Genomic DNA, 21,082 nt, shown 5'->3' with positions numbered 1-21,082 from the left:
GTGAGCGATCAATGGCCATTTCAATCTCTTGTAATCACTCTTCGGCCGCCGGGCGCGGCTCAAGCCCCGCCGGAGGCGACGCTCACCCTTTCGGGACGAAGTGGCTAACATTGCCGCCACCGATCGTTCATCGGCGCTCGCCTCAATGACCAACCGGGTGGAATCGGGATCGCATGCTCCGGCACGAACGCCTCAACGCACTGCTCGCGCTCATCGCCCGTCGCGGCTCACTGACCGTCGAGGACGTGATCAGCTCGTTCGACGTCTCACCCGCGACCGCACGCCGCGACCTGGACGACCTCGCCGCCCAGCAACTGATCGCCCGTACCCGGGGCGGCGCCGTCGCGCACACCGTCGCGTACGACCTGCCGCTGCGATACAAGTCCAGCCGCCACTCCGATCAGAAGCGGCGCATCGCCCGGGCGGCGGCCGAGTTCGTCGAGACCGGTTACGTGGTCGGCATCAACGGCGGCACCACCAACACCGAGGTCGCTCGCGGCCTGGCGACCCGCGCCGACATCACGCAGGAGGATCACCGCTCACGGCTGACCTCCATCGCGGTGGTCACCAACGCCCTGAACATCGCCAACGAGCTGGCGGTCCGCCCACAGTTCAAAATCATCGTCGTCGGCGGGGTGCTGCGACCACAGTCGTTCGAGCTGATCGGCCACTTCGCGAACCAGGTACTGAACGGCGTGACCATCGACATCACGTTCCTCGGCGTCGACGCGTTCTCCCCCGAGCACGGGGCGGCAACGGTCCACGAAGGCGAGGCCGAAATCAACCAGACCATGGTCGAGCGCTCGACCCGCGTCGTGGTGGTCGCCGACAGCTCCAAGCTCGGCCGGCGGGCATTCTGCACGATCTGCCCCGCCACCGACATCGACGCCCTGATCACCGACGACGCGGCCGACCCGGACATCGTGGCGCGGTTCCGCGACCTCGGGGTCGAGGTGCACACGGTCTGAGCGCACCCCGCCCGAAACGCTAGTGGACCCGGCGCTATGAGCGCTCGACCAGGCGGATGCCCAACTCGGTGAGCCGGTGACTGACCTGCTGGCCGCGACGGTCGCAGACGCTGAGCCTGCCGTGGCGGAGCACCCCGGCGTGCTCGCTGGCGGACGCGGCGGAGATCGCGCACCGCACGGCCAGCGTGTTCGTGGACAGACCCGGGTACCGGTAGATGGTCAACAACACCCGCGCCCGGGTCCGCCCCAACAGGTCCGCCAACCGCTCGAAATGGTCCGCGCTCACCCGCTCCCCGGATCCCTGTTTCGCGGCCGGGTAGACAAGCACCACCGGATCGAAACCATTGATCTTGGTTCGGAAGGTCATCGACCACGACAGGCTCGGCACCAGCACGAGACCCTGGCCGTTGAGGGGCATATCCACCGGCCGGTAGTCCCTGGACGGCCCCACGGTCAGCACCGGCGGGTCCCAACGTACCCGCGGATGCAGGTTCTCCAGAACATAGTCGATACCGCGACAGCCCAGGTCGTGAATGCGTCGCGCGGCGTCCTGGCGCAGCAGGCGGCGGGTCTCGGGCCAGTCGTCGCCGAAGGCGGCGAAGTGGATGGCGCGCAGCGCGGATCCCAGGTCGCGGCGGGATTGCCGCGCGTCGGCCAGCAAATCCTCGGTCAGCCGCGGGTCGGCGCTCGACCACTCCCGCAAATCGTGCTCGACCCGCCAGTCGGGCGTGGCCAACAGGTCGTCGATCTCGTCATCCAGCGACGAGGTGAAGCCGCGGGGCGGCGGGGTCACGAAGTCCGGCAACGACGATCCGGGGTGCTGGCGCAGGCGCATCAGTGGTGCGGCGGCGGCACCGAGCCGGGACAGGGCCCGTTGCTGCTCGCGCTTGTGCCAGGCCGGTTCGGCCTGGTGAGCCGTCGAGGTGACGACCCCGCCGATCTGGTGCGTGGCGGATACCGCGAAACGCACCTTGGCAAGGTCCGCCATCGTCAGACGCAACTGCAGCATGCAGATCACTCCCCCGCGTTCAAAGGAACGAACCGGCCGTGGGCGCGAAGCCTGGGCCGCACGTGTGCCACAACACCGCGGCCTGCGGACGGTGGTCGTGACATCACCGGTTAGCACGCTTGATCGCCGGGCGCGGTTCGATGGCGGTGAGCGGATTTCGGCCGCGGGTAGGGAAGCCGACAGTCCGACCGGACTCGCGGGACCGCGCGCCGCGATGGGCGACCTCGTGCCGGGCGAAGGTTCTAACGCGGGTTGCCCCATGGCGCGGTGAACGCGCGCAGGGCCGCGGCGACCGCCGGGGCGAGGCTCTGTTCGGGCGTGCCGACGACCAGATCGTGACCGACCCTGGGCAGCACGAACAGGCCCGGACCGCTGGTACCGGCGCGGTGCAGCGCGTCCACCAGGGGCGGGGTGGTCGAGCACGGTACCTGCGTGTCGACGGTGCCGCAGGTGACCAGCACGCGGGTACCGCTGGGCAGCCGCGACGCCACCGTCGCCGGATCGATATCGTCGATCGAGCGCGTGTACCGGCCGTTGGCCTGGCCGAAGAAGATGTCCAGGCTGGCGGCGACCGGCGCCAGCAGCCCGGTGAGGTCGACCGGCTCGCCGGACCGGAACGCGGCGATCGCCTGGTCGATTCCGGTCCTGTTGCTCGCCGACTGCGCGGCGCCGATCGACCCGGCGGCCAGCTGCCCGTCCAGCCACTCGCCGAGTTGGAGGCGGACCAGGTCCAGCATGCGCTCATCCAGCGGCTCGAGCAGGCCCACCCCGGCCGGCCGGGGTTGCCCGGCCTCGGCGACCAGCAGCGCGGTCAGGCCGCCCTCGCTGTGTCCCAGCACCGACAGCCGCTGTGGATCGGCCTCCGATTGGCCGGCCAGCAGTTGGTAGGCGGCCACCGCCTGCCGCACCTGCGCGGGATAGTCGTAGTCCGAGAGGTGGCCGGCGTAGGCGCCGAGGCCGGTCTGACCGCTGCCGTACTTGTCGAAGCGCAGGCTCATCACGCCCTGGGCGCCCAACTGGTCGGCGAGGTACTCGATGGTGTGCGGCGTGAACCCGGCGGCCGGCTGGTCACCGTTGCGGTCGGTCGGCCCGCTACCGGGCAGCAGCAACGCCGCCGGCAGGTGCTGCCCCGCCTGGTGCGCGGGCACGTGCACGGTGCCGTACGTGGTGGTGCCGTCCACGACGAACGTGACCTCACGGTCGGCCGCCGCGACCGGCGCCGACGGCAGCGTATGCCCCCCGACGACCAGCAGAGCCGAGGCGAGCACGTTGGCCAGCACGTACATGAGCGATCCCCTTTCGTTTCTCGGTCAGGCGAGTCCGGGCGGCAGGAAGAACAGGCCGGCCACCTTGCCGTGCCGGTCGTAGCTGACCCGGCCGATCCGCTCGCCGGCCTCGAAGAACAGCGGCACGTCGACGGACGTGAGGTCGCCGGCCGGATACACCATCGGCGTGCCCATCCGCTCGTACGGCCCGACGCGGCCGATCAGCGCCGCCCACGCGGCGGCCAACCGCGGCGCGTCCAGCCGGCCGGCGACCCGTTCGTCGAAGTCGCGGTGGGCGCTGTGCCACCGCGCGGCGACCAGATCGCAGAACAGGCCAACCGCCCGATCCGCGGCGCCGGGCAGGACGTTCTCCGCCATCGGCCGGCCGGTGCGCGGATCGGTCGGCCGGCCGAACCGCTGGAACGCCGCCTGCCGGGTGGTGCCCAGCACGCGCCCCACGTCGGCCCAGCTGCTGCCGGACGACCTCGCCCGCTCCACGGCGTCGCGCAGCCCCTCGGACAGGCTCTGCGCCGCGCCCTGCATCATCGCGATGGTGTCTAGCGGGCGGCGCGCCCCGGGCGAGGCGAGCAGGTCCCGGACGAACTCACGGCCGGCCGCCTCACCCTGGCTCGCCGGGGTGGCCGGATCGATGACCGCGCCGTTCACAACGTCAAGGTAATCCTGACGCTTGACGGCTGTCAATGACGCATTTACGTTATCGCCGCCGGACCGCTCCCGCGCCCGCCGGGCGGCGCTGCGGCACGTCGGTCCACAGTACACACGTTTCCTACCGGCGCCGGTTCGTGCGGAGAGTTCGCGCCCGCAGTACGCGCAGCTACCCGGAGCCCCGAGGTCGGCCATCGCACCTCATTTCGTGCCATCTACTTGGCACGAAATGCTACCGGGCTCGGCACGGAATGCGCCAGGGACGGGGTTGACCGCCGGGCTTTCGCGCGCGCCACCACCGGACACGGCCGCACGGCAACCCGACCGATGCTCAGCGGGACTGGCGCAGCGCGTTCTGCCAGACGGTCTCGAACTCGGCGGCGCTGATCTCGTTCGGGGTGAACTCCTCCAGCGCCGCGATCTCCGCGAGGTCGGGGATCTGCTCGTCGCTCAGTCCGGTCGAGCCGGTCGAACCCTCGCTGCTGGCCCGGCCGTACCGTCCGTCGCGGTACAGCTCGATCTTGCGGGCCTCCCACCCGTCGTCCCCGATCTCGCTGTAGAGCTCGATCGGGTCCTCAGGGCAGTCGTGGTGCCAGAGAACCTTGATGTATCTCACTGCCGTCTCCTTCCCGGCTCCGCGCGGGCCGACGCCGGGGACGTGATGAGCATATTTTACGGAGTTTTCCGCGACTCGATGATCGAACCTGGGAACCGGCAGAGCCTGGACGTCCGGCCCCACTCACGGCTGCCGTCTATCCTCGCGGGGAGCCAGGCAGAGTACGGGGAGGTCGAGCGCTTTCATGCAGGCGGACCGGATCGCCGAGGCGATACAACGCTACGTGCTGCACCCCGAGGCACGGGTGACCGAGGCCCACGGCGTGCCCGAGCGCGCCTTCGTCTTCGCCGGCAACGTAGTCTACGAAGCCTTTCCGGCGCGGTGGCGGATCCAGGATGAGGCGTGGGTGGACGACGCGGTGCTGGTGTTCACCTCGCTCGGCATCACGCACATGGAGTTGTACTACGGATTGTTGCTGGAGCGCGACGGCGGGGAGCATTTTCTCAACGACCGGGCCGTGCTCGCGGGCCTCGGCGCCAGGCTGGCCACCGGCCTCGACCCGCTGGCCTACGCGGAGCTGCTGGCGGCGCTCTACACCGACGACGACGGCCGGCGCGCCGTCCATCACACTGGCCGTCCCGGATACCTCCTCGACGATCCGGAGACGTTCGCGTCGCGGTACCCGGAGGTCGACCCGGGGCTGATCAGCGCGCCCGTGGTGCGCCGCGACGGTGACACGACCGTGCTGGAGTTCCTGTCCCATCGCCAGCACCCGGTGGAGCTCACGCTGCTGCTCGACGTGGTGGCGTGGACCGTCACCGTACCGGACGGTGCGCCGGCCACCTGGACACGCCGGCCGGTGGTACGGGAACTGCCGCTGCCACCGCGCGGCCTCCGCCGTCCGTCGTGACGCCACGCGCCCCGGCCCGAACTTAACAAGTCCGCCGCCCCGACACCTTCGCCGAACCCGACGCCCGGCCGGGCACCGACCGTACGCTGGGCGGGTGGCCCTGATCGGACGCGGCCGCGAGCTGGCCGCGTGCCCGCCATCACGATCACCGTGCTGCCGCGCGGCGGCCACTTCCCGCACCTGGCCCACCCGGCCGAGTTCGCCGCGCTGCTCGCCGGCTCAGGGCACGGCCACGCCGGGATCTGAGCTCCGGCTCCACCGGGCGGGCGATCGGCTCCGCCGGGTGGGCGGGCGATCGGCTCACAGCGTGGCGAAGCCCGATCGCCAGGAGGGGTACCGCGGGACCCAGCGGAGGTGCTTACGGGCGTAGTGGTTGTCCGCCCCGCGCGCCCAGACCTGCTGCCTGCCCTCGGTCACCGCGGGTGTCGTGGCTCCGACCGCCGCGCAGAACGCGGGCACCCACTGGGCGGCCGGGGCGGGCTCGTCGTCGCAGACGTTCACCGCACCGGTCGGCCACTCCAGCGCCGACACCGCGGCCGCGGCGGCGTCGTCGATGTGCAGCAGGCTGCTCACGTCCGCGGTGGCGGGAAGCTTGCCAGCGGCGGCCTGCTGGGCCATCAGGCCATCGCGGGCGTACCAGGTGCCCGGGCCGTAGAGGGTGCCGTAGCGCAGCACCACCCACTCGGGAGCCTCGGCGACGGCGGCTTCGAGCGCGGCGACACCGGCCACGCTGCTGCGCCGCGGATCGGCGTCACTGGGGTCGAACGGGGTGTTCTCGCGAGCGGGGTCGTCGCCCGGCTCGTACGCCCAGGCGATGCTCTGCGCCACGATCCGGCGTACCCCGACGGAAAGCGCCGCGTCGACCAGGTTGCGGGTGCCGACCCGGCGCAGCCGCGAATTGGCGGCGAAGTCGCCCGTGCCCAGGCTGGTCAGCTGGTGCATGACGAGGTCCGGCCGGGCGTCGCGCACGGCGGCGGCCACCGCGTCCCGGTCGAGCATGTCGACGGCGACCGGGCCGTTGCGGGCCACGCCGGTGACCTCGTGGCCCCGCGCGGTCAGGAGCGGTTCGAGCCGGCGGCCGATGACGCCGGTCGAACCGGCGAGCAGGATGCGCATGACTGTGTTCCCTCGTCAACTCGGCCGGGGGGCCCGGCGGTCCTTGCGCTGTTCGAGTTCCTCGGGACCGACGTTCCCGATCTTCATGATTCGAAGGTATCCCGGTCCGGACCAACCTAATGGACCACTTAATGGCCGATCCGATGGACCAGTTCACCCAGCCCGGTCAGCGCCGCTCCCCAGGCGTGCGACGGCGGCGCCGCGTACCCGATGATCAGGGCCGCCGGCTGCCCCTCATCCGCCGGATCGTGCCAGTAACCGTTGCCGTGCAGCCCATTGAGGTGCAGGCCCCGGCGGCGCCCCGCCTGGATCAGCCGGCGCTCCTGTGCCACCGAGGCCAGCGGCAGCAGCGCGTGCATGCCGGCCGCGATGCCCTCCAGCGGGGTGCTGGTCGCCTCGGCCAGGCGGTCGGCCAACTCGGCCCGGCGGCGCCGGTAGATCAGCCGCATGCGCCGGACGTGCCGGTCGTAGTCCCCGTGGGTGAGCAGGTCGGCCATCGCGAGCTGGTCGATCGCGGAGACCGCGGCGCCGGCCTCCACGATCACCTCCGCCAGGTCGCGGCGCAACGGCTCGGGCACGACGAACCAGCCCAGGCGTACGCCCGGCGCCAGCGACTTGCTCGTGCTACCGGCGTACACGACCCGCTCCGGTGCCAGCGCCTGCATCGCGCCGACCGGCCGCTGGTCGTAGCGGAACTCGCCGTCGTAGTCGTCCTCGATCAAAAACGCGTCCCGCTGGCGCGCCCAGGCGATGAACCGGTACCGGTGTTGCGGAGCGAGCACCACCCCGGTCGGATGCTGGTGCGCCGGGGTGAGCAGCACGGCCTGCCCCGCCGCCTGGTCCGGGTCGGCCCCGTCCGCGCCGACCGCCAGCGGGCTGACCGTCAGGCCCGCGGCGGACAGCACCACCCGGTGGCGGGCCAGGCCCGGGTTCTCGGTGGCGATCCGGCGTGCGCCGCGGCGGTGCAGCGCCCGTGCCAGCAGCCAGAGTCCCTGGGTGAAGCCGGCCGTGATCACCACTCCGTCCGGATCGCAGAGCACCCCTCGGGTACGCGCGAGGTAGCCCGCCACCGCCGCCCGCAGGGCGGGCAGCCCCGCCGGCTCGGGGTAGTCCAGCGTGCCGTGCGACGCGGTCGCCAGCGCCCGGCGGACACTGCCGGCCCAGACCGTTCGCGGGAACGAACCGAGATCGGGAATGCCCGGCCGCAACTCGATCACCGGACCGGACGCCGCGGGCGACCGCGTTCTCCGGCGCGAGCCGGGCGGATCCTGGGGCACCCGCGACCGGTCTGGCTCGGCGCGGCCGGCACCACGCAACGACCCGGACCGGTCGTCCGCGACCCGGGTGCCCGACCCGGGCTCCGAGACCAGCCAGCCCTCCGCCACCAGCTGCGCGTACGCCCCCACCACCGTGCCCCGGGCCAGGCCCAGGTCGGCCGCCAGGCTGCGGCTGCCGGGCAGGCGCGAGCCGGCCGGCAGCCGGCCGGTCCGGATGCTCTCCCGTAGCGCGCTCTCGAGCGAACGCCCCGGCAGACCCGCACTCCGGTCGAACTCCAGATGCAGGTCGAGTGACTCCACCACCCGCCAACGATCTCACCCGGGCGGCAATCTCACCCGGGCAGCAACGGCGGCGGGCTCGGCGATGACCCGGGCGGCCGGTCGGCGACGCTCATCGCTGAAACCGGGTCAGCTTTCCCGGGTTGAGGATGATCAGCACTCGTTCGATCCCCGCGGGTGTGGCGTCGATGGTGACCAGCCCGAGCGTCGTACCGGCCCGCGAGACGAGGCTCGCCGCCTCGCCGTTGGACTCGACGATCTCCAGCGCGAGATCGCGGCCGAACTTGCGGATCAGCCCCAGCAGGTAGTGCGCGACGTTGTCGCGCCCGACGACGGGTGCCGGAGCGGCCCGGACGGCTCCGCCGCCGTCGGCGTAGGACACGGCCGTCTCGGCGAGCAGCCTCTCCAACTGGGGCAGGTCGCCGGATCGGGCGGCGGCGAGGAAGGCGCGCAGCAGCCGGACGTGGTCGGCGCGGGCGACCGGATCGTGCCGCTCCTGGGCCAGGTGCGTGCGGGCGCGCCGGCCGAGCTGCCGCGCGTTGACTTCGCTGGTGCCGAGCACCTCGCCGATGCGCCGGAACGGGTAGTCGAACGCCTCGCGCAGCACGTACACCGCGCGCTCGGTCGGGGTGAGCCGTTCCAGCAGGAGCAGCACGGCGCGGGGTGGCGTCCCGGCGTCGCCGCCGAACAATGGATAGATAGGACCATCGGTGACAGCACAGCGGTTGATTCCCCCCTCCACCCGGCCGGACCGGACGACGCGTCACGGTGGCGTGACCACGAACGCGGATCGGGAGGTGGTTCGGTGCGTATCGCGGTAGCCGGCGGGACCGGCTGGATCGGAAGGTTCGTCGTCGATGCCGTACGGACCGCCGGCCACGAACCCGTCATCCTCGCCCGTTCCACCGGCGTGGACCTGATTCGCGGCCTCGGGTTGGACGAGGCGCTGACCGGTGCGGCGGTCATCATCGACGTGAGCAACACGTCGACGAGCAGCCGGAAGAGATCGGAGACGTTCTTCGGCACGGCGACGGGCAACCTGCTCGCGGCCGGCCGGCGCGCCGGGGTGCGGCACCACGTCGCCCTGTCGGTGGTCGGCATCGATCGGGTGAATCTCGGCTACTACGCGGGAAAGCGGCGCCAGGAGGCGCTGGTGCTGGACGGCGCGGTGCCCGCGACGGTGCTCCGCTCGACCCAGTTCTACGAGTTCGCCGCGCAGCTGGTCGCCTACCCCGGGCCGATCGCGGTGGTGCCCGCACTGCTCACCCAGCCGATCGCGGCGCATGAGGTCGCCCGGTGCCTGGTCGACCTCGCCATGGCGGATCCGGCCGGGTTGGTGCCGGACATCGCCGGGCCGCACCAGCTGAGGATGCCGGACCTGGCCCGCCGCCTGCTACGCGCCCGTCGCCGCCACCGCGTCGTGCTGCCCGTCCGCGTGCCGGGAGCCCTGGGTCGGACCGTGGCCGCGGGTGGCCTGCTACCCACCGGCCACGGCCCCAGGGGTACGCAGACCTTCGACCAGTGGCTGGCCAGCCCGGCGGCCCGGCGCACCACCAGGTGGGCTCGATGACCGCGCTGATCCGGATCGCACTGGCCATCGTCTTCCTCGACGAACTCGTCGTCGGGTTCTGGAACCAGGTCTTCCCCGAGAACTTCTACACCAACTTCCCGACCGTCTCCCTCACCCCGCCGTTCAGCGAGCACTACGCGCGGGACTTCGGCGGAGCCACCCTCGGCATCGCCGTCGTCCTCGGCATCGCCCTCGCCGTGCCCCGGGCCGGGCTCACCATTCCGGCGGCCGCGGCGTTCTCCGCCTTCGCCATCCCGCACTTCCTGTTCCACCTGACCCACCTCGACCACGCCGGCCCGGGTGAGGCCGTGCTGCTGACCGGCGGCAATGCCGTCGTCGCGCTGCTCGGGCTGCTCGTCATCGCGCTGACCCTGATTCGGGACGCCAGGCGGCGCCAGCGGCGCGGACCGGAACGGCCCTCAACCGGCGCCGCCGGCGGATAATCGACTGGTAGCCGCCGACCCGGGCGGCACGGCGCCGAATCCGCCGCGCCGCCCGGGTCGAGACACGACACGACCCGCCGGCACGCTCGGCCCAGTGGGACAGGTGATGGGGGACGAGGACCCGGGTGGGCTGCTGCGGGTACCCGTGGAACGAGCGCCGGTGTCGCTGCTGGAGCTGTTCTTCGACCTGGCGTTCGTCTTCGCGCTCACCCAGCTGTCCCGGGAGCTGATCTCGAACCTGACCTGGGCTGGGGCCTACCAGACCCTGGTGCTGTTCCTGGCGGTGTGGTGGGTCTGGACCGTCACGGTCTGGCTGACGAACCGGTTGGATCCTCGCCGTCCCGTGGTTCAGGTGGTCGTGCTGGGCATCATGGTCGCCAGTCTCGCGCTGGCGGCCGTGCTGAGCGCCGCCTTCGGCGAGCGCGGGATGGTGTTCGCGAGCGTCCTGGCCGCGCTTCACCTCGGGGTGACGCTCTTCGTCACCGCCGCCCTGCCGCAACCGGAGAGGGGCACCGGCTGGCGGCTGCTCGCCTGGTCCTCCGGCACCGCCGCCCTCTGGCTCACCGGCGGGGTCACCGGCGGCGCCCCACGCGAGGCGCTGTGGTCCCTCGCCGCGGCCGTCGACTACGCCGCGTTCGCGCTCCGGTACCCCATCCCGCGGCTCGGGCGGGTGACCGCACCCGACTGGCCGGTCGCCGCCGAGCATCTGGCGGAGCGCCACCGCCAGATTCTCATCATCGCCCTCGGCGAGCTGATCCTCATCACGGGGCTCAGCTTCACCCGTGCCGACCCCACCGCGGCACGGACCGGCGCCTTCGCGGTCTCGATCCTCACCACCACCCTGTTCTGGAGGATCTACGTCTACCGAGCCGGGGAACGACTGCACGAAGCGATCGCCGCCGCCTCCGATCCCGTGCGGCTGACCCGTCCCATGACACTCGCCCACGTGGCGATGGTGGCCGGCATCCTCGTCACCGCGGTCGGCGACGAGCTCATCATCAGCCAACCGTTCGGCCACAGCCATCCGGCGTGGGTCGCCGTGCTCCTCGGCGGGCCCGCACTGTTCGTCCTGGGACGGGCCCGCCTCGAACAGACGGTCTTCGACCGGATCTCGCTGGACCGACCGATCGCCCTACTCGCGCTGCTCGGGCTGGCGGCACCGCTGCTGTTCGTGCCGTCGCTGTTCGCGGCCGTCGCCGTCGCCGTGGTCCTCGCCGCCGTCGTCGGCTTCGACGCGAGGCACGCGTACCGGCACCCGACCGATCCGACCGCGCCCCGGGGAGACCGGCCGTAGCCGGAGGGCAGGGCACTCCGACGGCGCCGGAACCGACGACCGTCGGGCTGTCGCGATCATGACGGACGGCCCACCGCTCTGGCCTCGGGGCCGTCGGCCCGCGCCGGGCGCACCTATCACGAGATCCCCCGCGCCGGGCAGCGATTTCCAGTGATCGGCCCCAAATCCCCTGATTGGGGGGATATTCTCGCGGCGGGACTCGCGGCCCGGGTGGTGAGGACCCCTCACCCGGGCGGCGCCGGGGGTACGGAAGGGAGCGGGATGTCAGCCTCGCGCCGTCCGCGTGCGCCGCGCGCCATCGTGGTAGTGCTCGGGTTGACCGCCGTGACGCTGCTGGGCATGACCGATCGGGCGGTCGCCGGCGCCGCGGTCACCGCCACCATCGCCCCGGCGCCACCGTCGAACACCACCGTCGCGACCCCGCCGCCAACCGCCCGGCCAACCCCCGGGCCCACCGCCCGGCCAACCCCCGGGCCGACCACCCAGCCAACCGCCCAGCCGACCACCCGGCCAACCGCCCAACCAACCCCGGGGCGCGGCCGGGTCGTCGTGCCGCTGCTGGGGCCGCCGCTCACCCCTGCCGCGCCGACCGCGGTCGCGCGGGCGAACGGTGCCACCGTCACCTGGGTCGCGCCGGGCACCAACGGCCTGCCCCTGCTGTCGTACGTCATCACTCCGGTGCGCAACGGCGTGGCCCAGACGGCGCAGACCTTCGACACCTCGACCACCACCCGCACCCTGACCGGACTGACCCCGATGACGCCGTACACCTTCCTCGTGGCCGCCACCAACCTGCTCGGTACGGGGCCGAACAGCCCGCCGTCCAACACGGTCATCCCGTACACGCTGCCGGGCGCGCCGACCATCACCTCGGTCGGCCCCGGAAGCGGCGCCGCGGTGATCAGTTGGACAGCGCCGTCCGATGGCGGCTCGGCGATCACCAGCTACCAGATCAGGCCCTTCATCGGCGGGGTCGCTCAGACGGCGAGGCTGTTTCTCAGCAGCCCGACCACTCAGACGGTCACCGGGCTGACCGCCGGCACCGCGTACACGTTCCAGGTAGCCGCGATCAACGCCGCCGGCACCGGCCCGGCCTCCGCCTCCTCGGGCCCGGTGACCCCGAACCCCCTGCCCAGCCTGTCGTTTCCGGCACCGAGCCCGGGAGAGGTCGGCGCCGCGTACAGCGACCAGCTGGCCGTCACCGGGGGCACGGCGCCGTTCGCCTGGTCGATCAGCGCCGGGGCGCTGCCGGCCGGGCTGAGCCTCAACCCGACCACCGGTCTGCTGTCGGGCACGCCGAGCGTGGCGGGGACGTTCTCGTTCACGGTCAGGGTCGTCGACGCCAGCACGGTCAGCGCCCTCGAACCGGTCGTGCTGGTCATCGTCGCAGGCCCCAGCCTGTCGATCCCGCCGCCGCCGGTGGGCAAGGCCTACGATTTCTTCTCCGATCAGCTCACAGTCACCGGGGGGACGGCGCCGTTCGCCTGGTCGGTCACTTCCGGGACGCTGCCGGCCGGGCTGAGCCTCAACCCGGTCACCGGGCTGCTGTCCGGGACACCCACCGACGCGGGCACCTTCCCGGTCACGGTCACCGTCACCGATGCGTTCAACCGCGGCGCGAGCCAGATGATCAGCCTGCTCATCAACCCGCTGGCGGGACTCAGCATCGTCGTGCCGGGGGCGGCCGTGTTCGACCCGGTCGACTCGGCGAGCGGATCGACGACCGGGCAGCTCGGCGTGATGATGGTGTCCGACGACCGCGGTCCGGCGTCCGGGTTCTGGACCGCTACCGTGTCCATCACCGACTTCACCACCGGCGGCGGCTCCCCGGCGGAGACCATCCCGGGCATCGACGTGGTCTACTCGTCCGGCCCGGCGCTGCAGACCACCGGGGTCGGCACCTTCATCCCGCAGCCCGCCGCCGTGCTGAGCGATGAGCAGTTCGCGGCCGGGTGGTCCGGCCAGGGCAGCACGAACTCCGCGTCCTGGAACCCGACGCTCGAGGTGACCCTCCCGTCGATGGTGATCGCGGGCGAGTACACGGCCATCCTGACGACCTCGGTCGCGTAGGGCCCCGGCTGGGCGCTACTGGCTCGGGCCGATCCGACCGCGCCGGCGCACCAGGACCGCGAGGACGCCCACGATGAGCAGCCCGCCGACCAGAGCGATTCCCAACAGTCCCCAGGGACCGGTCAGCCCGGACAGCAGCGCGTGGGCGGAGCCGTGGTGGCCGGGCGACGGGAAGGTGATCCGCTCGGTCGCGGAGTGCTTGACCAGACCGCTCTCCAGGCTGATCACGGCCTTCCACGGCCCGTCGGGCAGGTCGGTGGGGAACCGCACCGTGACGTTGCCGGACTGTTTGGGGGCGAGAGTGGTGCCCTTGACCACCTCGAACGGCCCGGCGCGCACCCCGGCCGGCCCGTCGGAGAGGGTGACCGATCCACTCATGTCCAGCGCCCGGCCGCCGGTGTTGGCGACGTTGACGAACAGCGACGGCTGGCCCTGTGGTCCGCGGGCAGGGGTGATCTTGCCGATGGAGAAGTCGGAGCGCGGCTCGCCGCCGGGACCGACGTCGAGGTACACGCGCACGCCGACCCGGTTGATCTGGGTGACGGCGTTGGCCGGGTTGGTGTCCGAGGTCGTCGAGGCCCAGACGACCGCGTACTGCTCCCCCGTCGGCGCGTTGGCCGGCACCCGCAGGTCGACGGTGACCTCGACCTCACCGTTCGGGTCCAGGTCCACCGCGCCGCGGTCGAGCGTGATCCAGGAGGTCAGTTCATTGGCGGCGCGGCCGGCGCCGAACACGAACTGGCCCTGCGCGATGGTCGCCGAGGCCGGGTAGAGGTCGAGGTGGCGCCGCTCGGCCGTGTTGTTCACGACCATGACGTGGCGCTGGATGACGGCACCGGGCGGCAGGTGGTCGACGATGTAGCGCAGCGCGCGGGGGTCATCGCGGCGGCTGAGCGGCGCGTCCAGCAGTTGGATGCCGATGCTGCCACCATCGGAGTTCGACGGCGCGGCGCTGGCCCGGGCGGGAACGCCCAGGCCAGCGAGGGACAGCAGGGTAAGCGCGGCCGCGAGGGCCCGCCCGCCCCGGTAATCAGGCGACCGAATGCGTCACCGTCCCGGTGTAGGTGCCCGCCTCGCTGTCCAACGGCACGTTGACCACCAGCGTCGGGTCCCAGGTGGCGCTGTTGTTACCGGTGCCGCCGACGTGGGTGAAGGCGGTCAGCGCGACGGCGTTGTCCAGCGGTGCCGCGTCCGCGGCCGTGGGCTGACCGGGGGTGAAGGTACCGTTTCCGGTGGTCGCCGTCGCCGGGCCCGACCAGTAGTCCACTTCGGACGCCAGGATCACCTCGCTGGGCGTGCCGGTACCCGTGACGAAGTTCGTCGAGGTCACGCTGGCGATCCAGGAGGCGTCGGCCGAGGCCCGCCCGTCGGTGACCGTGACCGGACCGAGCGCGGCGTCGATGGTGCCGCCCGGCGAGCCGGTGCCCAGGTCCGCCGACGCGGGAGCGACGATGTCCAGGGTGCCGGCACCGATGTCGAAGGTGACCACCGTTGAGGCGGTTGGAGCCGCGGCCGCGGGAGCGGCGGTGAAGCCCACCGCCACGGCCGCGGCCGCCGCGCCGAAGATGAAGGTCTTTGCGATGCGCACTGTGCTTACCTCACGTTCGTGAAACGCCACTTGCTCAAGTCATCGCGCGAGAGGAAGGCACTCGCGGTCAATGGGGAGTCTAGGGCGATTTCAACGCTAATAATGCCAGTGGTCCGGTTTAGCGGCAACGCGACACGCACGACTCGCCGTGGACCGCCTCCGGTACGGCCCCGGGGCGGACGGCGTTGCACCAGCGGCGCGCGGGCGTCGTCGCGGCCGACGTCGAGCCGGTCGAGCACCGGCGCCCGGGTGCCCGCGCGACCGCTGGCCCCATCAGAGGGTCAGGCGGTGGCCCCGGTGGCGTTGTCGCCGTCGTCCTCCAGCGCCTCGACCGCGCCGAGCAGGCCACGCAGACCTATCTCGTAGCGCTCGGCCTCCACCTCCGCGACCAGCCGCTCCTCGGAGTACAGGGCGACGCCGTCCCCCGCCGGCACGGTGATCTCGACCAGGGTCAGCTCCGCCCTGATATTGCGCTCCAGTTCGTGCAGAACGGGGTCATCGCCGCTCGCGCCGCTCATCATTCCTCCATGGGTGACAGTCCAGACACAGCGAAGACCGGCCAGCACCGCGTCCTGTGACAGCCGGCGCCGGGATTTCTTTCCGGCCGTGAGGTGTCACAGCGCCGGTGGCTGGCCGGTCATACGGGTGAGCGGATCTCCAGTCCGAAGCACGCAGAGAGGTAAGAAGCATGAAGATTGCTGTCATCGGTGGAACCGGGCTCATCGGGTCGCAGGTCGTCAAGATCCTCAACGGAAGCGGGCACGAGGCGGTGCCGCACTCCCCGACCACCGGTCTGGACCTGCTCTCCGGGAAGGGCCTGCCCGAGGCGCTGACGGGAGCCGACGTCGTGGTCAACCTGTCGAACTCGCCGACCTTCGACGACGCCTCACCCGCGTTCTTCCAGACCACCATGGACAACCTGGTCGCAGCCGCCAGGGACGCCGGCGTCGGCCACGCGGTGATTCTCTCGATCGTGGGCGCCGACGAGGTGCCGGACCTGGTCTACTACCGCGCCAAGGTGCTGCAGGAGGACATTCTCAAGGCCGGACCGGTGCCCTACTCCGTCGTCCGCGCCACCCAGTTCTTCGAGTTCATCGACTCGGCGCTGTCCTGGACCGCCGATGACAGGACCGTGCGCCTGCCCGACACCCTCGTCCAGCCGATGGCCGCGGCCGACGTCGCGCGGGCCGTGGCCGACGTGACCGCGGGCGCCCCGCTGGGGGGCACCCGCAACGTCGCCGGCCCCGAGGTCTTCAAGCTCGACGAACTGGGCAGGATCACGCTGGCCGCGCGCGGCGACAAGCGCACCGTTGTCACCGACAACACCGCCGGCATGTTCGCCGCCGCCTCCGGCGACGCGCTGATCGCCAAGGACGGTGCCGTCATCGCCGAGACCCGTTACCGGGACTGGCTGGCGCGCTGAGTCCGCTGAGTCCGCGTGGTCCCGCACGGCGTGCGTCGTGCGGGCCCACACGGGTGCCGGCTGTCGGGTACCGGCGAGCCGCGACGCGTCAGCGGCGGTGCCAGCGGCGCAGCTTGGCCGGGTTGAGCGTGATCCACAGGACGGCGACCCTGGTGCCGGCCACCTGGACGGCGACCACCGCCACCGCCCGGCCGGCGTCGCGCAGCGCCAGCCCGGCGCCGCCGTTGACGGACTCGATGGCCAGTTCGGTACCCGGTCGCCCACCGAGAAGATCCGCGACCAGTCGGGCAACGTCGTCCGCGCCGCGAACGGGGCGCACCGCGGCGGGCACGACCCCGCCGCCGTCACACACGGCGATCGCGTCACCGTCGAGGACGGCCCGCAGCGCGGCGGTGTCCGCTCGCCGGCAGGCCTCGGCGAACCTGCGCACGACATCGTCAACGCGAGCGGGCATCGCCGCCACCCAGACCTCCCACAGTCGCCAGCTACGACCGGGTAGCGCGCGGGGCTGTGACGTCAGCGGCCCGGGCCGGCCCGGTCACGCCCCGGGCGGACGGGCACCCCAGGCCGGTACCGGGGGCGCGAACCCGGAAGAATGACGGCGTCGGACAGCGAGATCCCGAAGAGACTCGAAAGAGAACGGCGGTGGCGCGGTGAGCACCAGTCGACTGGAGGCCTTCAGTGACGGAGTGCTGGCCATCATCATCACGATCATGGTGCTGGAGCTGAAGGTCCCGGACGGCCACGGCATGTCCGATCTCGTTCACACGACCGGGATCGGGCTGCTGACCTACCTACTCAGCTTCGTCTACGTGGGCATCTACTGGAACAACCACCACCACATGTTCCATCTCGTACGGCAGGTCAGCGGTGGGGTGCTGTGGGCTAACCTGTCGCTGCTGTTCAGCCTGTCGCTGCTGCCGTTCACCACGGGCTGGATGGACGACACGAAGTTCGCGCGGACGCCGGTCGTCGTCTACGGTCTCAACCTGCTCGTCGCCGCCGCCGCGTACTTCACGCTGCAGAACGTGATCATCCGGCGGGAGGGGCCCGAATCGCCGCTGCGGAAGGCCGTCGGCTCCGACTACAAGGGCAAGACCTCGCCGGCGATCTATCTCGCCGGGATCCTCAGCGCCCTGCTGATCGACCGGAGCGGCCGGGTCGGAATCTGGATCGCGCTGGCGTTCTTCGTCGGCGCGGCGGTCGTGTGGATAGTCCCGGACCGCCGCATCGACCGGGTCGCCCGCCGCTACGGGAGTCTCGACTGACCACGCCGCCCGCTCGTCGGGACCTGGTCTCCCCGGGCACGCGCTCCGCACGGTCGAGCCGGCCGCCCGGGCGCGCACCCTTGCCCCGCCGCGACGTCGTGGCGTACGGTATGGCCCGCCCAGGACGTCCCACGTCCGGGGCGTACCCCGCCCGCCGCCCGGTACGAGATGAGGACCGTTGTTCGTCGACTGGTCGCTGGACCGCCTGCGCGATTACCTGCCCGCCCGCGATGAGCCCGCGGACTTCGACGAGTTCTGGTCCGCCACGCTGAACGAGGCGCGCGAGGCGCAGTGGCCGGCCGAGTTCACCCCGTACGACGCCGGACTGTCCACGGTGGACGTCTATGACGTGACCTTTCCCGGATTCGCGGGCCAGCCGGTGCGCGGCTGGTTCCTGCTGCCCCGACACACGACCGGTCGGCTGCCCTGCGTGGTCGAGTACATCGGGTACGGCGGCGGGCGCGGCCTGCCGCACGATTGGCTCGTCTGGAGCGCGGCCGGCTACGCCCACCTCGTCATGGACACCCGGGGCCAGGGCAGCAACGGCTGGCTCGCGGGTGACACGCCCGACCCGGACCCGGTCGGCCCGCCGCAGACCCCCGGCTTCATGACCCGCGGGATCGGCGACCCGCGGCACTACTACTACCGCCGCGTCTTCACCGACGCGGTCCGGGCGGTCGACGCCGCCCGCGCGCATCCCCGCGTCGATCCGGACCGGGTGGTCGTCGCGGGCGGCAGCCAGGGCGGTGGCATCACCCTCGCGGTCGCCGGGCTGGTCGACGGGCTCGCCGCCGCGATGCCCGACGTTCCCTTCCTGTGCCACTACCGGCGGGCCACCGAGATCACCGACGCGTTCCCGTACGGCGAGATCGTGTCCTACCTCAAGACGCACCGGGACGACCTCGACCGGGTGTTCGCGACGCTGCGCTACTTCGACGGAGTCAACTTCGCCGCCCGCGCCAACGCTCCGACGCGCTTCTCGGTCGCGCTGATGGACAGCGTCTGCCCGCCGTCCACGGTCTTCGCCGCCTACAACCACTACGCCGGGGCCGAGAAGGACATCGCGGTGTGGCCGTACAACGGGCACGAGGGGGGCGCGGGCTTCCAGCGCCGGGAGCAGCTCCAATTTCTGCGTACGCTCCTGAACACTACCGCTCCGACCGCCTGACCGCCGCCCTCGTCGGGCACTCCGGCCGGGGCCCGGCAACGAGGCCGTGAACCGGTCTCAGTTCACCGGACCGGCACGCCCTCGCGCTGTTCGCCGCTGCCCGGCCGGGCAGCGGCGCCGCGCGCATGGGTCGCGGCGGAACCGGTCGCGGCCCGGCCGGGGCGCATCAGCACCAGCACCAGTACGCCCGCCACGAGGCCGACCGCCGCCGCCACCGCGTACGTGCCCCGCACCCCGGCCACCGCCGCGGCGCGTACGGCGGCGCCGAGCACCCGCCCGGTACCCGCCGGTGCCGCGTCCAGCAGCGACGGCGCCCGGCCACCGGCCACCGCGCGGGCCACCCCGGACACGCCCGCCACGCCCCGACCGGACAGCTCGCCGCGTGCCCCGGCGGTGAACACGCTGCCCAGCGCCGCGATACCGAACGCGAAGCCGAGTTGGCGGGTGGTGTTGCCCGCGCCAGCGGCCATGCCGCCCCGCCGCGGCGGCACGAACGCCATCGTGGCCGAGCCGAGCACCGGCATCACCACCCCTACCCCGACCCCGATCACGGCGAGGCCGGGCATCAACGCCGGCCAGCCCGCGGCGCCGCGCACCAGCCCGGCCACGAGCGCGTCCCCGGCCCCGATGACCAGCAGGCCCGCGCCGATCACCAGGCCGGGCCGCAGCCGGTGCAGCGGCCGGCCGAGCATCGCGGACACCGAGAACGCCATCACCGACATCGGGAGGCTGGTCAGCCCGGCCTTGATCGGGCTCAGGCCGAGCACCGACTGCAGCCAGATCGAGGTGTAGGTGAACGCGGCGAACGCCGCGAACGTCATCAGGAGCCCGGCGACGAGCACGCCGACGAACGACCGGTCGTGCAGCAGCGCCAGGTCCAGCATCGGGTGCCTGGCGTGCGCCTGCGCGGCGACGAACACCGCCAGCAGCACCGCCGCCGACCCGAGCAGCCACCAGACCAGCGAGTTCGACCAGCCGTGCTCGTTGGCGCGGATCAGCGCGTACGTCGCGCAGCCGGCCGCGGCGGTGAACGACGCCATACCGGGCACGTCCACCCCACGACCGCCCACCTCACGACCGTCAACCTCACGGCTGTCCACCTCACGGCTGTCCACCCCACGGCCGGCCGGCCCGCGGGCGTCGGAGAACACCAGCCGGACCAGCGCGATGGCGGCCACGCTCACCGGCAGGTTGACGAAGAAGATCCAGCGCCACGACGCGCCCTCGGTCAGCAGGCCGCCGAGCACCGGACCGACCGCCGACGAGGCACCGGAGACGGCCCCCCACAGGCCGTACGCGGTGCCTCGGTCGCGTCCCGTGTAGGAGCTGTTGAGCAGGGCGAACGTGGTGGCGAACATGGCTGCCGCGCCGGCGCCCTGCACGGCACGGGCCGCGATCAGGGCGGCCGGGTCGGGGGCGAGCCCGCACGCGACAGATGACGCGGCGAAGACCACCAACCCGGCGAGGTACGCGCGGCGGTGGCCGGCGAGATCGGCGATCGATCCGGTACCGAGCACCAGCGCGGCCAGCGCCAGCGCGTACGCGTCGACGACCCACTGCAGCGATCCGAAGGAGGCGTGCAGGTCGACGACCATGTCGGGTAGGGCGACGTTCACGATCGTGACGTCGATCAGCAGCATGAAGGTGCCCAGGCAGACCGCCACCAGCGGGAGCCACTTGCGCATCCTCGTCCTGGGCACCCTCGCCCTGGGCACCCTCGTCATGGGCACCCTCGCCGCTACCGAGCCGGGCCGGTCGGCGCCGGTCATGGGGCCGGCGGCGCGAACTCGGGCTGATCGAGCAGGCGCAGCCAGCTGCCGTCCGGCTGCCGGCGGATCACCTGGGCCCGGGCCCCCGCCCCGTCCCTGGGCGCGGTGGCGGTGAGCGCGATGTCGCCGCTGATGAGCGTGGGCAGCGGGTTCTCCGGCTCGAAGTGCGGGCCGCTGGCGAGCACCTTCTCCCACAGCGCGCGGATGGCGTCGCGGCCGACGGTCTGACTGCCCGCCGGGTAGGCCATCACGGCGTCCGGCTCGTACAGCGCGGCGATCCCGGCCGCGTCGCCGGCGTTGGCCCGCTCGACGAAAAGACGGGTCAGGTCCTCGGGCCGGTGCGCCTTCTCGGATTCGGACATGGTTGGACTTCCCTTCTTCGTGGCGCGATGTCGTCACTCACCAGCCTGGCCGCCCCGGACCTAGAAGTCCAACAACTAGTT

Annotated in this window: 22 protein-coding genes; 9 read left to right on the top strand and 13 right to left on the bottom strand. The window is 72.2% G+C overall.

From position 1 onward, the window contains the following. Positions 1-173 precede the first annotated feature (173 nt). Positions 174-968, top strand: coding sequence for a DeoR/GlpR family DNA-binding transcription regulator (locus ABEA87_RS32550; protein WP_345636168.1), 795 nt, complete (start codon positions 174-176; stop codon positions 966-968). A 34-nt stretch (positions 969-1,002) separates the two neighbouring features. On the opposite strand, the gene ABEA87_RS32545 is transcribed toward ABEA87_RS32550, so the two are convergent. From ABEA87_RS32545 to ABEA87_RS32530, 4 genes are all read right to left on the bottom strand, one after another. After that, positions 1,003-1,977 (bottom strand): hypothetical protein, encoded by a 975-nt coding sequence (locus tag ABEA87_RS32545; protein ID WP_345636166.1) that lies wholly within the window; start codon positions 1,975-1,977, stop codon positions 1,003-1,005. Between the two features lie 242 nt (positions 1,978-2,219). Then, positions 2,220-3,263 (bottom strand): alpha/beta hydrolase family protein, encoded by a 1,044-nt coding sequence (locus ABEA87_RS32540; RefSeq protein ID WP_345636165.1) that lies wholly within the window; start codon positions 3,261-3,263, stop codon positions 2,220-2,222. A 24-nt stretch (positions 3,264-3,287) separates the two neighbouring features. Next, positions 3,288-3,908 (bottom strand): DUF3887 domain-containing protein, encoded by a 621-nt coding sequence (locus ABEA87_RS32535; protein WP_345636163.1) that lies wholly within the window; start codon positions 3,906-3,908, stop codon positions 3,288-3,290. A gap of 331 nt (positions 3,909-4,239) precedes the next feature. Further along, entirely contained in the window at positions 4,240-4,524 is a 285-nt protein-coding gene (locus ABEA87_RS32530) for a DUF6881 domain-containing protein (protein WP_345636160.1), read from the bottom strand. Positions 4,525-4,708: 184 nt separating this feature from the next. On the opposite strand from ABEA87_RS32530, the gene ABEA87_RS32525 reads away from it, so the two are divergent. Next, positions 4,709-5,374: a hypothetical protein gene (locus tag ABEA87_RS32525; RefSeq protein WP_345636159.1), complete on the top strand. Its 666-nt coding sequence runs from the start codon at positions 4,709-4,711 to the stop codon at positions 5,372-5,374. Positions 5,375-5,674: 300 nt separating this feature from the next. Here the strand turns inward: ABEA87_RS32525 and ABEA87_RS32520 are convergent, their stop codons facing one another. The 3 genes from ABEA87_RS32520 to ABEA87_RS32510 form a co-directional block, all read right to left on the bottom strand. Next, complete coding sequence (locus tag ABEA87_RS32520) at positions 5,675-6,490, bottom strand: NAD-dependent epimerase/dehydratase family protein (protein ID WP_345636158.1); 816 nt, start codon at positions 6,488-6,490, stop codon at positions 5,675-5,677. 128 nt (positions 6,491-6,618) lie between these two features. After that, positions 6,619-8,070, bottom strand: a complete 1,452-nt coding sequence (pdxR, locus tag ABEA87_RS32515) for a MocR-like pyridoxine biosynthesis transcription factor PdxR (protein WP_345636156.1) — start codon at positions 8,068-8,070, stop codon at positions 6,619-6,621. Positions 8,071-8,158: 88 nt separating this feature from the next. Next, positions 8,159-8,737: a sigma factor-like helix-turn-helix DNA-binding protein gene (locus tag ABEA87_RS32510; protein WP_345636154.1), complete on the bottom strand. Its 579-nt coding sequence runs from the start codon at positions 8,735-8,737 to the stop codon at positions 8,159-8,161. 114 nt (positions 8,738-8,851) lie between these two features. Here ABEA87_RS32510 and ABEA87_RS32505 point away from each other — a divergent pair, with 114 nt between their 5' ends. From ABEA87_RS32505 to ABEA87_RS32490, 4 genes are all read left to right on the top strand, one after another. Next, positions 8,852-9,616, top strand: a complete 765-nt coding sequence (locus ABEA87_RS32505; RefSeq protein WP_345636153.1) for an SDR family oxidoreductase — start codon at positions 8,852-8,854, stop codon at positions 9,614-9,616. Continuing rightward, a complete protein-coding gene (locus tag ABEA87_RS32500; protein WP_345636152.1) occupies positions 9,613-10,059 on the top strand; it encodes a hypothetical protein in 447 nt (148 codons plus the stop codon). Before ABEA87_RS32505 ends, ABEA87_RS32500 begins: the two co-directional genes overlap by 4 nt. 94 nt (positions 10,060-10,153) lie before the next feature. Beyond that, positions 10,154-11,353, top strand: a complete 1,200-nt coding sequence (locus ABEA87_RS32495) for a low temperature requirement protein A (RefSeq protein ID WP_345636151.1) — start codon at positions 10,154-10,156, stop codon at positions 11,351-11,353. Positions 11,354-11,614: 261 nt separating this feature from the next. Further along, the gene (locus ABEA87_RS32490; RefSeq protein ID WP_345636149.1) at positions 11,615-13,423 is read left to right on the top strand and encodes a putative Ig domain-containing protein; all 1,809 of its coding nucleotides are present in this window, start codon (positions 11,615-11,617) and stop codon (positions 13,421-13,423) included. A gap of 15 nt (positions 13,424-13,438) precedes the next feature. On the opposite strand, the gene ABEA87_RS32485 is transcribed toward ABEA87_RS32490, so the two are convergent. The 3 genes from ABEA87_RS32485 to ABEA87_RS32475 form a co-directional block, all read right to left on the bottom strand. Continuing rightward, on the bottom strand, positions 13,439-14,236 hold the full coding sequence (locus tag ABEA87_RS32485) for a COG1361 family protein (protein ID WP_345636147.1): 798 nt from the start codon (positions 14,234-14,236) through the stop codon (positions 13,439-13,441). Between the two features lie 217 nt (positions 14,237-14,453). Then, positions 14,454-15,011, bottom strand: a complete 558-nt coding sequence (locus ABEA87_RS32480) for a hypothetical protein (RefSeq protein WP_345636145.1) — start codon at positions 15,009-15,011, stop codon at positions 14,454-14,456. Positions 15,012-15,292: 281 nt separating this feature from the next. Then, the gene (locus ABEA87_RS32475; RefSeq protein ID WP_345636143.1) at positions 15,293-15,529 is read right to left on the bottom strand and encodes a hypothetical protein; all 237 of its coding nucleotides are present in this window, start codon (positions 15,527-15,529) and stop codon (positions 15,293-15,295) included. 170 nt (positions 15,530-15,699) lie between these two features. Between ABEA87_RS32475 and ABEA87_RS32470 the strand changes: the two genes are divergently transcribed. After that, positions 15,700-16,434 (top strand): SDR family oxidoreductase, encoded by a 735-nt coding sequence (locus ABEA87_RS32470; protein WP_345636141.1) that lies wholly within the window; start codon positions 15,700-15,702, stop codon positions 16,432-16,434. 88 nt (positions 16,435-16,522) lie between these two features. Here ABEA87_RS32470 and ABEA87_RS32465 read toward each other — a convergent pair whose 3' ends face one another. Then, positions 16,523-16,888 (bottom strand): sigma-70 family RNA polymerase sigma factor family protein, encoded by a 366-nt coding sequence (locus tag ABEA87_RS32465; RefSeq protein ID WP_345636139.1) that lies wholly within the window; start codon positions 16,886-16,888, stop codon positions 16,523-16,525. Positions 16,889-17,087: 199 nt separating this feature from the next. Between ABEA87_RS32465 and ABEA87_RS32460 the strand changes: the two genes are divergently transcribed. Continuing rightward, positions 17,088-17,702 carry a TMEM175 family protein gene (locus tag ABEA87_RS32460; RefSeq protein WP_345636137.1) on the top strand — a complete coding sequence of 205 codons (615 nt, stop codon included), beginning with the start codon at positions 17,088-17,090 and terminating at the stop codon, positions 17,700-17,702. A gap of 178 nt (positions 17,703-17,880) precedes the next feature. Next, complete coding sequence (locus ABEA87_RS32455; protein ID WP_345636135.1) at positions 17,881-18,870, top strand: acetylxylan esterase; 990 nt, start codon at positions 17,881-17,883, stop codon at positions 18,868-18,870. Positions 18,871-18,932: 62 nt separating this feature from the next. Here ABEA87_RS32455 and ABEA87_RS32450 read toward each other — a convergent pair whose 3' ends face one another. Both ABEA87_RS32450 and ABEA87_RS32445 read right to left on the bottom strand, forming a co-directional pair. Next, positions 18,933-20,555 carry an MFS transporter gene (locus ABEA87_RS32450; RefSeq protein ID WP_345636133.1) on the bottom strand — a complete coding sequence of 541 codons (1,623 nt, stop codon included), beginning with the start codon at positions 20,553-20,555 and terminating at the stop codon, positions 18,933-18,935. Between the two features lie 80 nt (positions 20,556-20,635). After that, positions 20,636-21,001 carry a YybH family protein gene (locus ABEA87_RS32445; protein WP_345636131.1) on the bottom strand — a complete coding sequence of 122 codons (366 nt, stop codon included), beginning with the start codon at positions 20,999-21,001 and terminating at the stop codon, positions 20,636-20,638. Positions 21,002-21,082: the final 81 nt, after the last annotated feature.

The sequence above is a fragment of the Rugosimonospora acidiphila genome (genome assembly GCF_039543385.1).
GTDB classification, from domain to species: domain Bacteria; phylum Actinomycetota; class Actinomycetes; order Mycobacteriales; family Micromonosporaceae; genus Rugosimonospora; species Rugosimonospora acidiphila.
This window is presented reverse-complemented; position numbering and strand designations above follow the sequence as displayed.

What these genes read in the sequence shown, in the direction of transcription:
- ABEA87_RS32450 (WP_345636133.1), bottom strand. Translation starts at nt 20,555, where the DNA reads ATGCGCAAGTGGCTCCCGCTGGTGGCGGTCTGCCTGGGCACCTTCATG.
- ABEA87_RS32475 (WP_345636143.1), bottom strand. Translation starts at nt 15,529, where the DNA reads ATGAGCGGCGCGAGCGGCGATGACCCCGTTCTGCACGAACTGGAGCGC.
- ABEA87_RS32500 (WP_345636152.1), top strand. Translation starts at nt 9,613, where the DNA reads ATGACCGCGCTGATCCGGATCGCACTGGCCATCGTCTTCCTCGACGAA.
- ABEA87_RS32545 (WP_345636166.1), bottom strand. Translation starts at nt 1,977, where the DNA reads ATGCTGCAGTTGCGTCTGACGATGGCGGACCTTGCCAAGGTGCGTTTC.
- ABEA87_RS32525 (WP_345636159.1), top strand. Translation starts at nt 4,709, where the DNA reads ATGCAGGCGGACCGGATCGCCGAGGCGATACAACGCTACGTGCTGCAC.
- ABEA87_RS32550 (WP_345636168.1), top strand. Translation starts at nt 174, where the DNA reads ATGCTCCGGCACGAACGCCTCAACGCACTGCTCGCGCTCATCGCCCGT.
- ABEA87_RS32520 (WP_345636158.1), bottom strand. Translation starts at nt 6,490, where the DNA reads ATGCGCATCCTGCTCGCCGGTTCGACCGGCGTCATCGGCCGCCGGCTC.
- ABEA87_RS32485 (WP_345636147.1), bottom strand. Translation starts at nt 14,236, where the DNA reads ATGGTCGTGAACAACACGGCCGAGCGGCGCCACCTCGACCTCTACCCG.
- ABEA87_RS32540 (WP_345636165.1), bottom strand. Translation starts at nt 3,263, where the DNA reads ATGTACGTGCTGGCCAACGTGCTCGCCTCGGCTCTGCTGGTCGTCGGG.
- ABEA87_RS32490 (WP_345636149.1), top strand. Translation starts at nt 11,615, where the DNA reads ATGTCAGCCTCGCGCCGTCCGCGTGCGCCGCGCGCCATCGTGGTAGTG.
- ABEA87_RS32465 (WP_345636139.1), bottom strand. Translation starts at nt 16,888, where the DNA reads ATGCCCGCTCGCGTTGACGATGTCGTGCGCAGGTTCGCCGAGGCCTGC.
- ABEA87_RS32470 (WP_345636141.1), top strand. Translation starts at nt 15,700, where the DNA reads ATGAAGATTGCTGTCATCGGTGGAACCGGGCTCATCGGGTCGCAGGTC.
- ABEA87_RS32445 (WP_345636131.1), bottom strand. Translation starts at nt 21,001, where the DNA reads ATGTCCGAATCCGAGAAGGCGCACCGGCCCGAGGACCTGACCCGTCTT.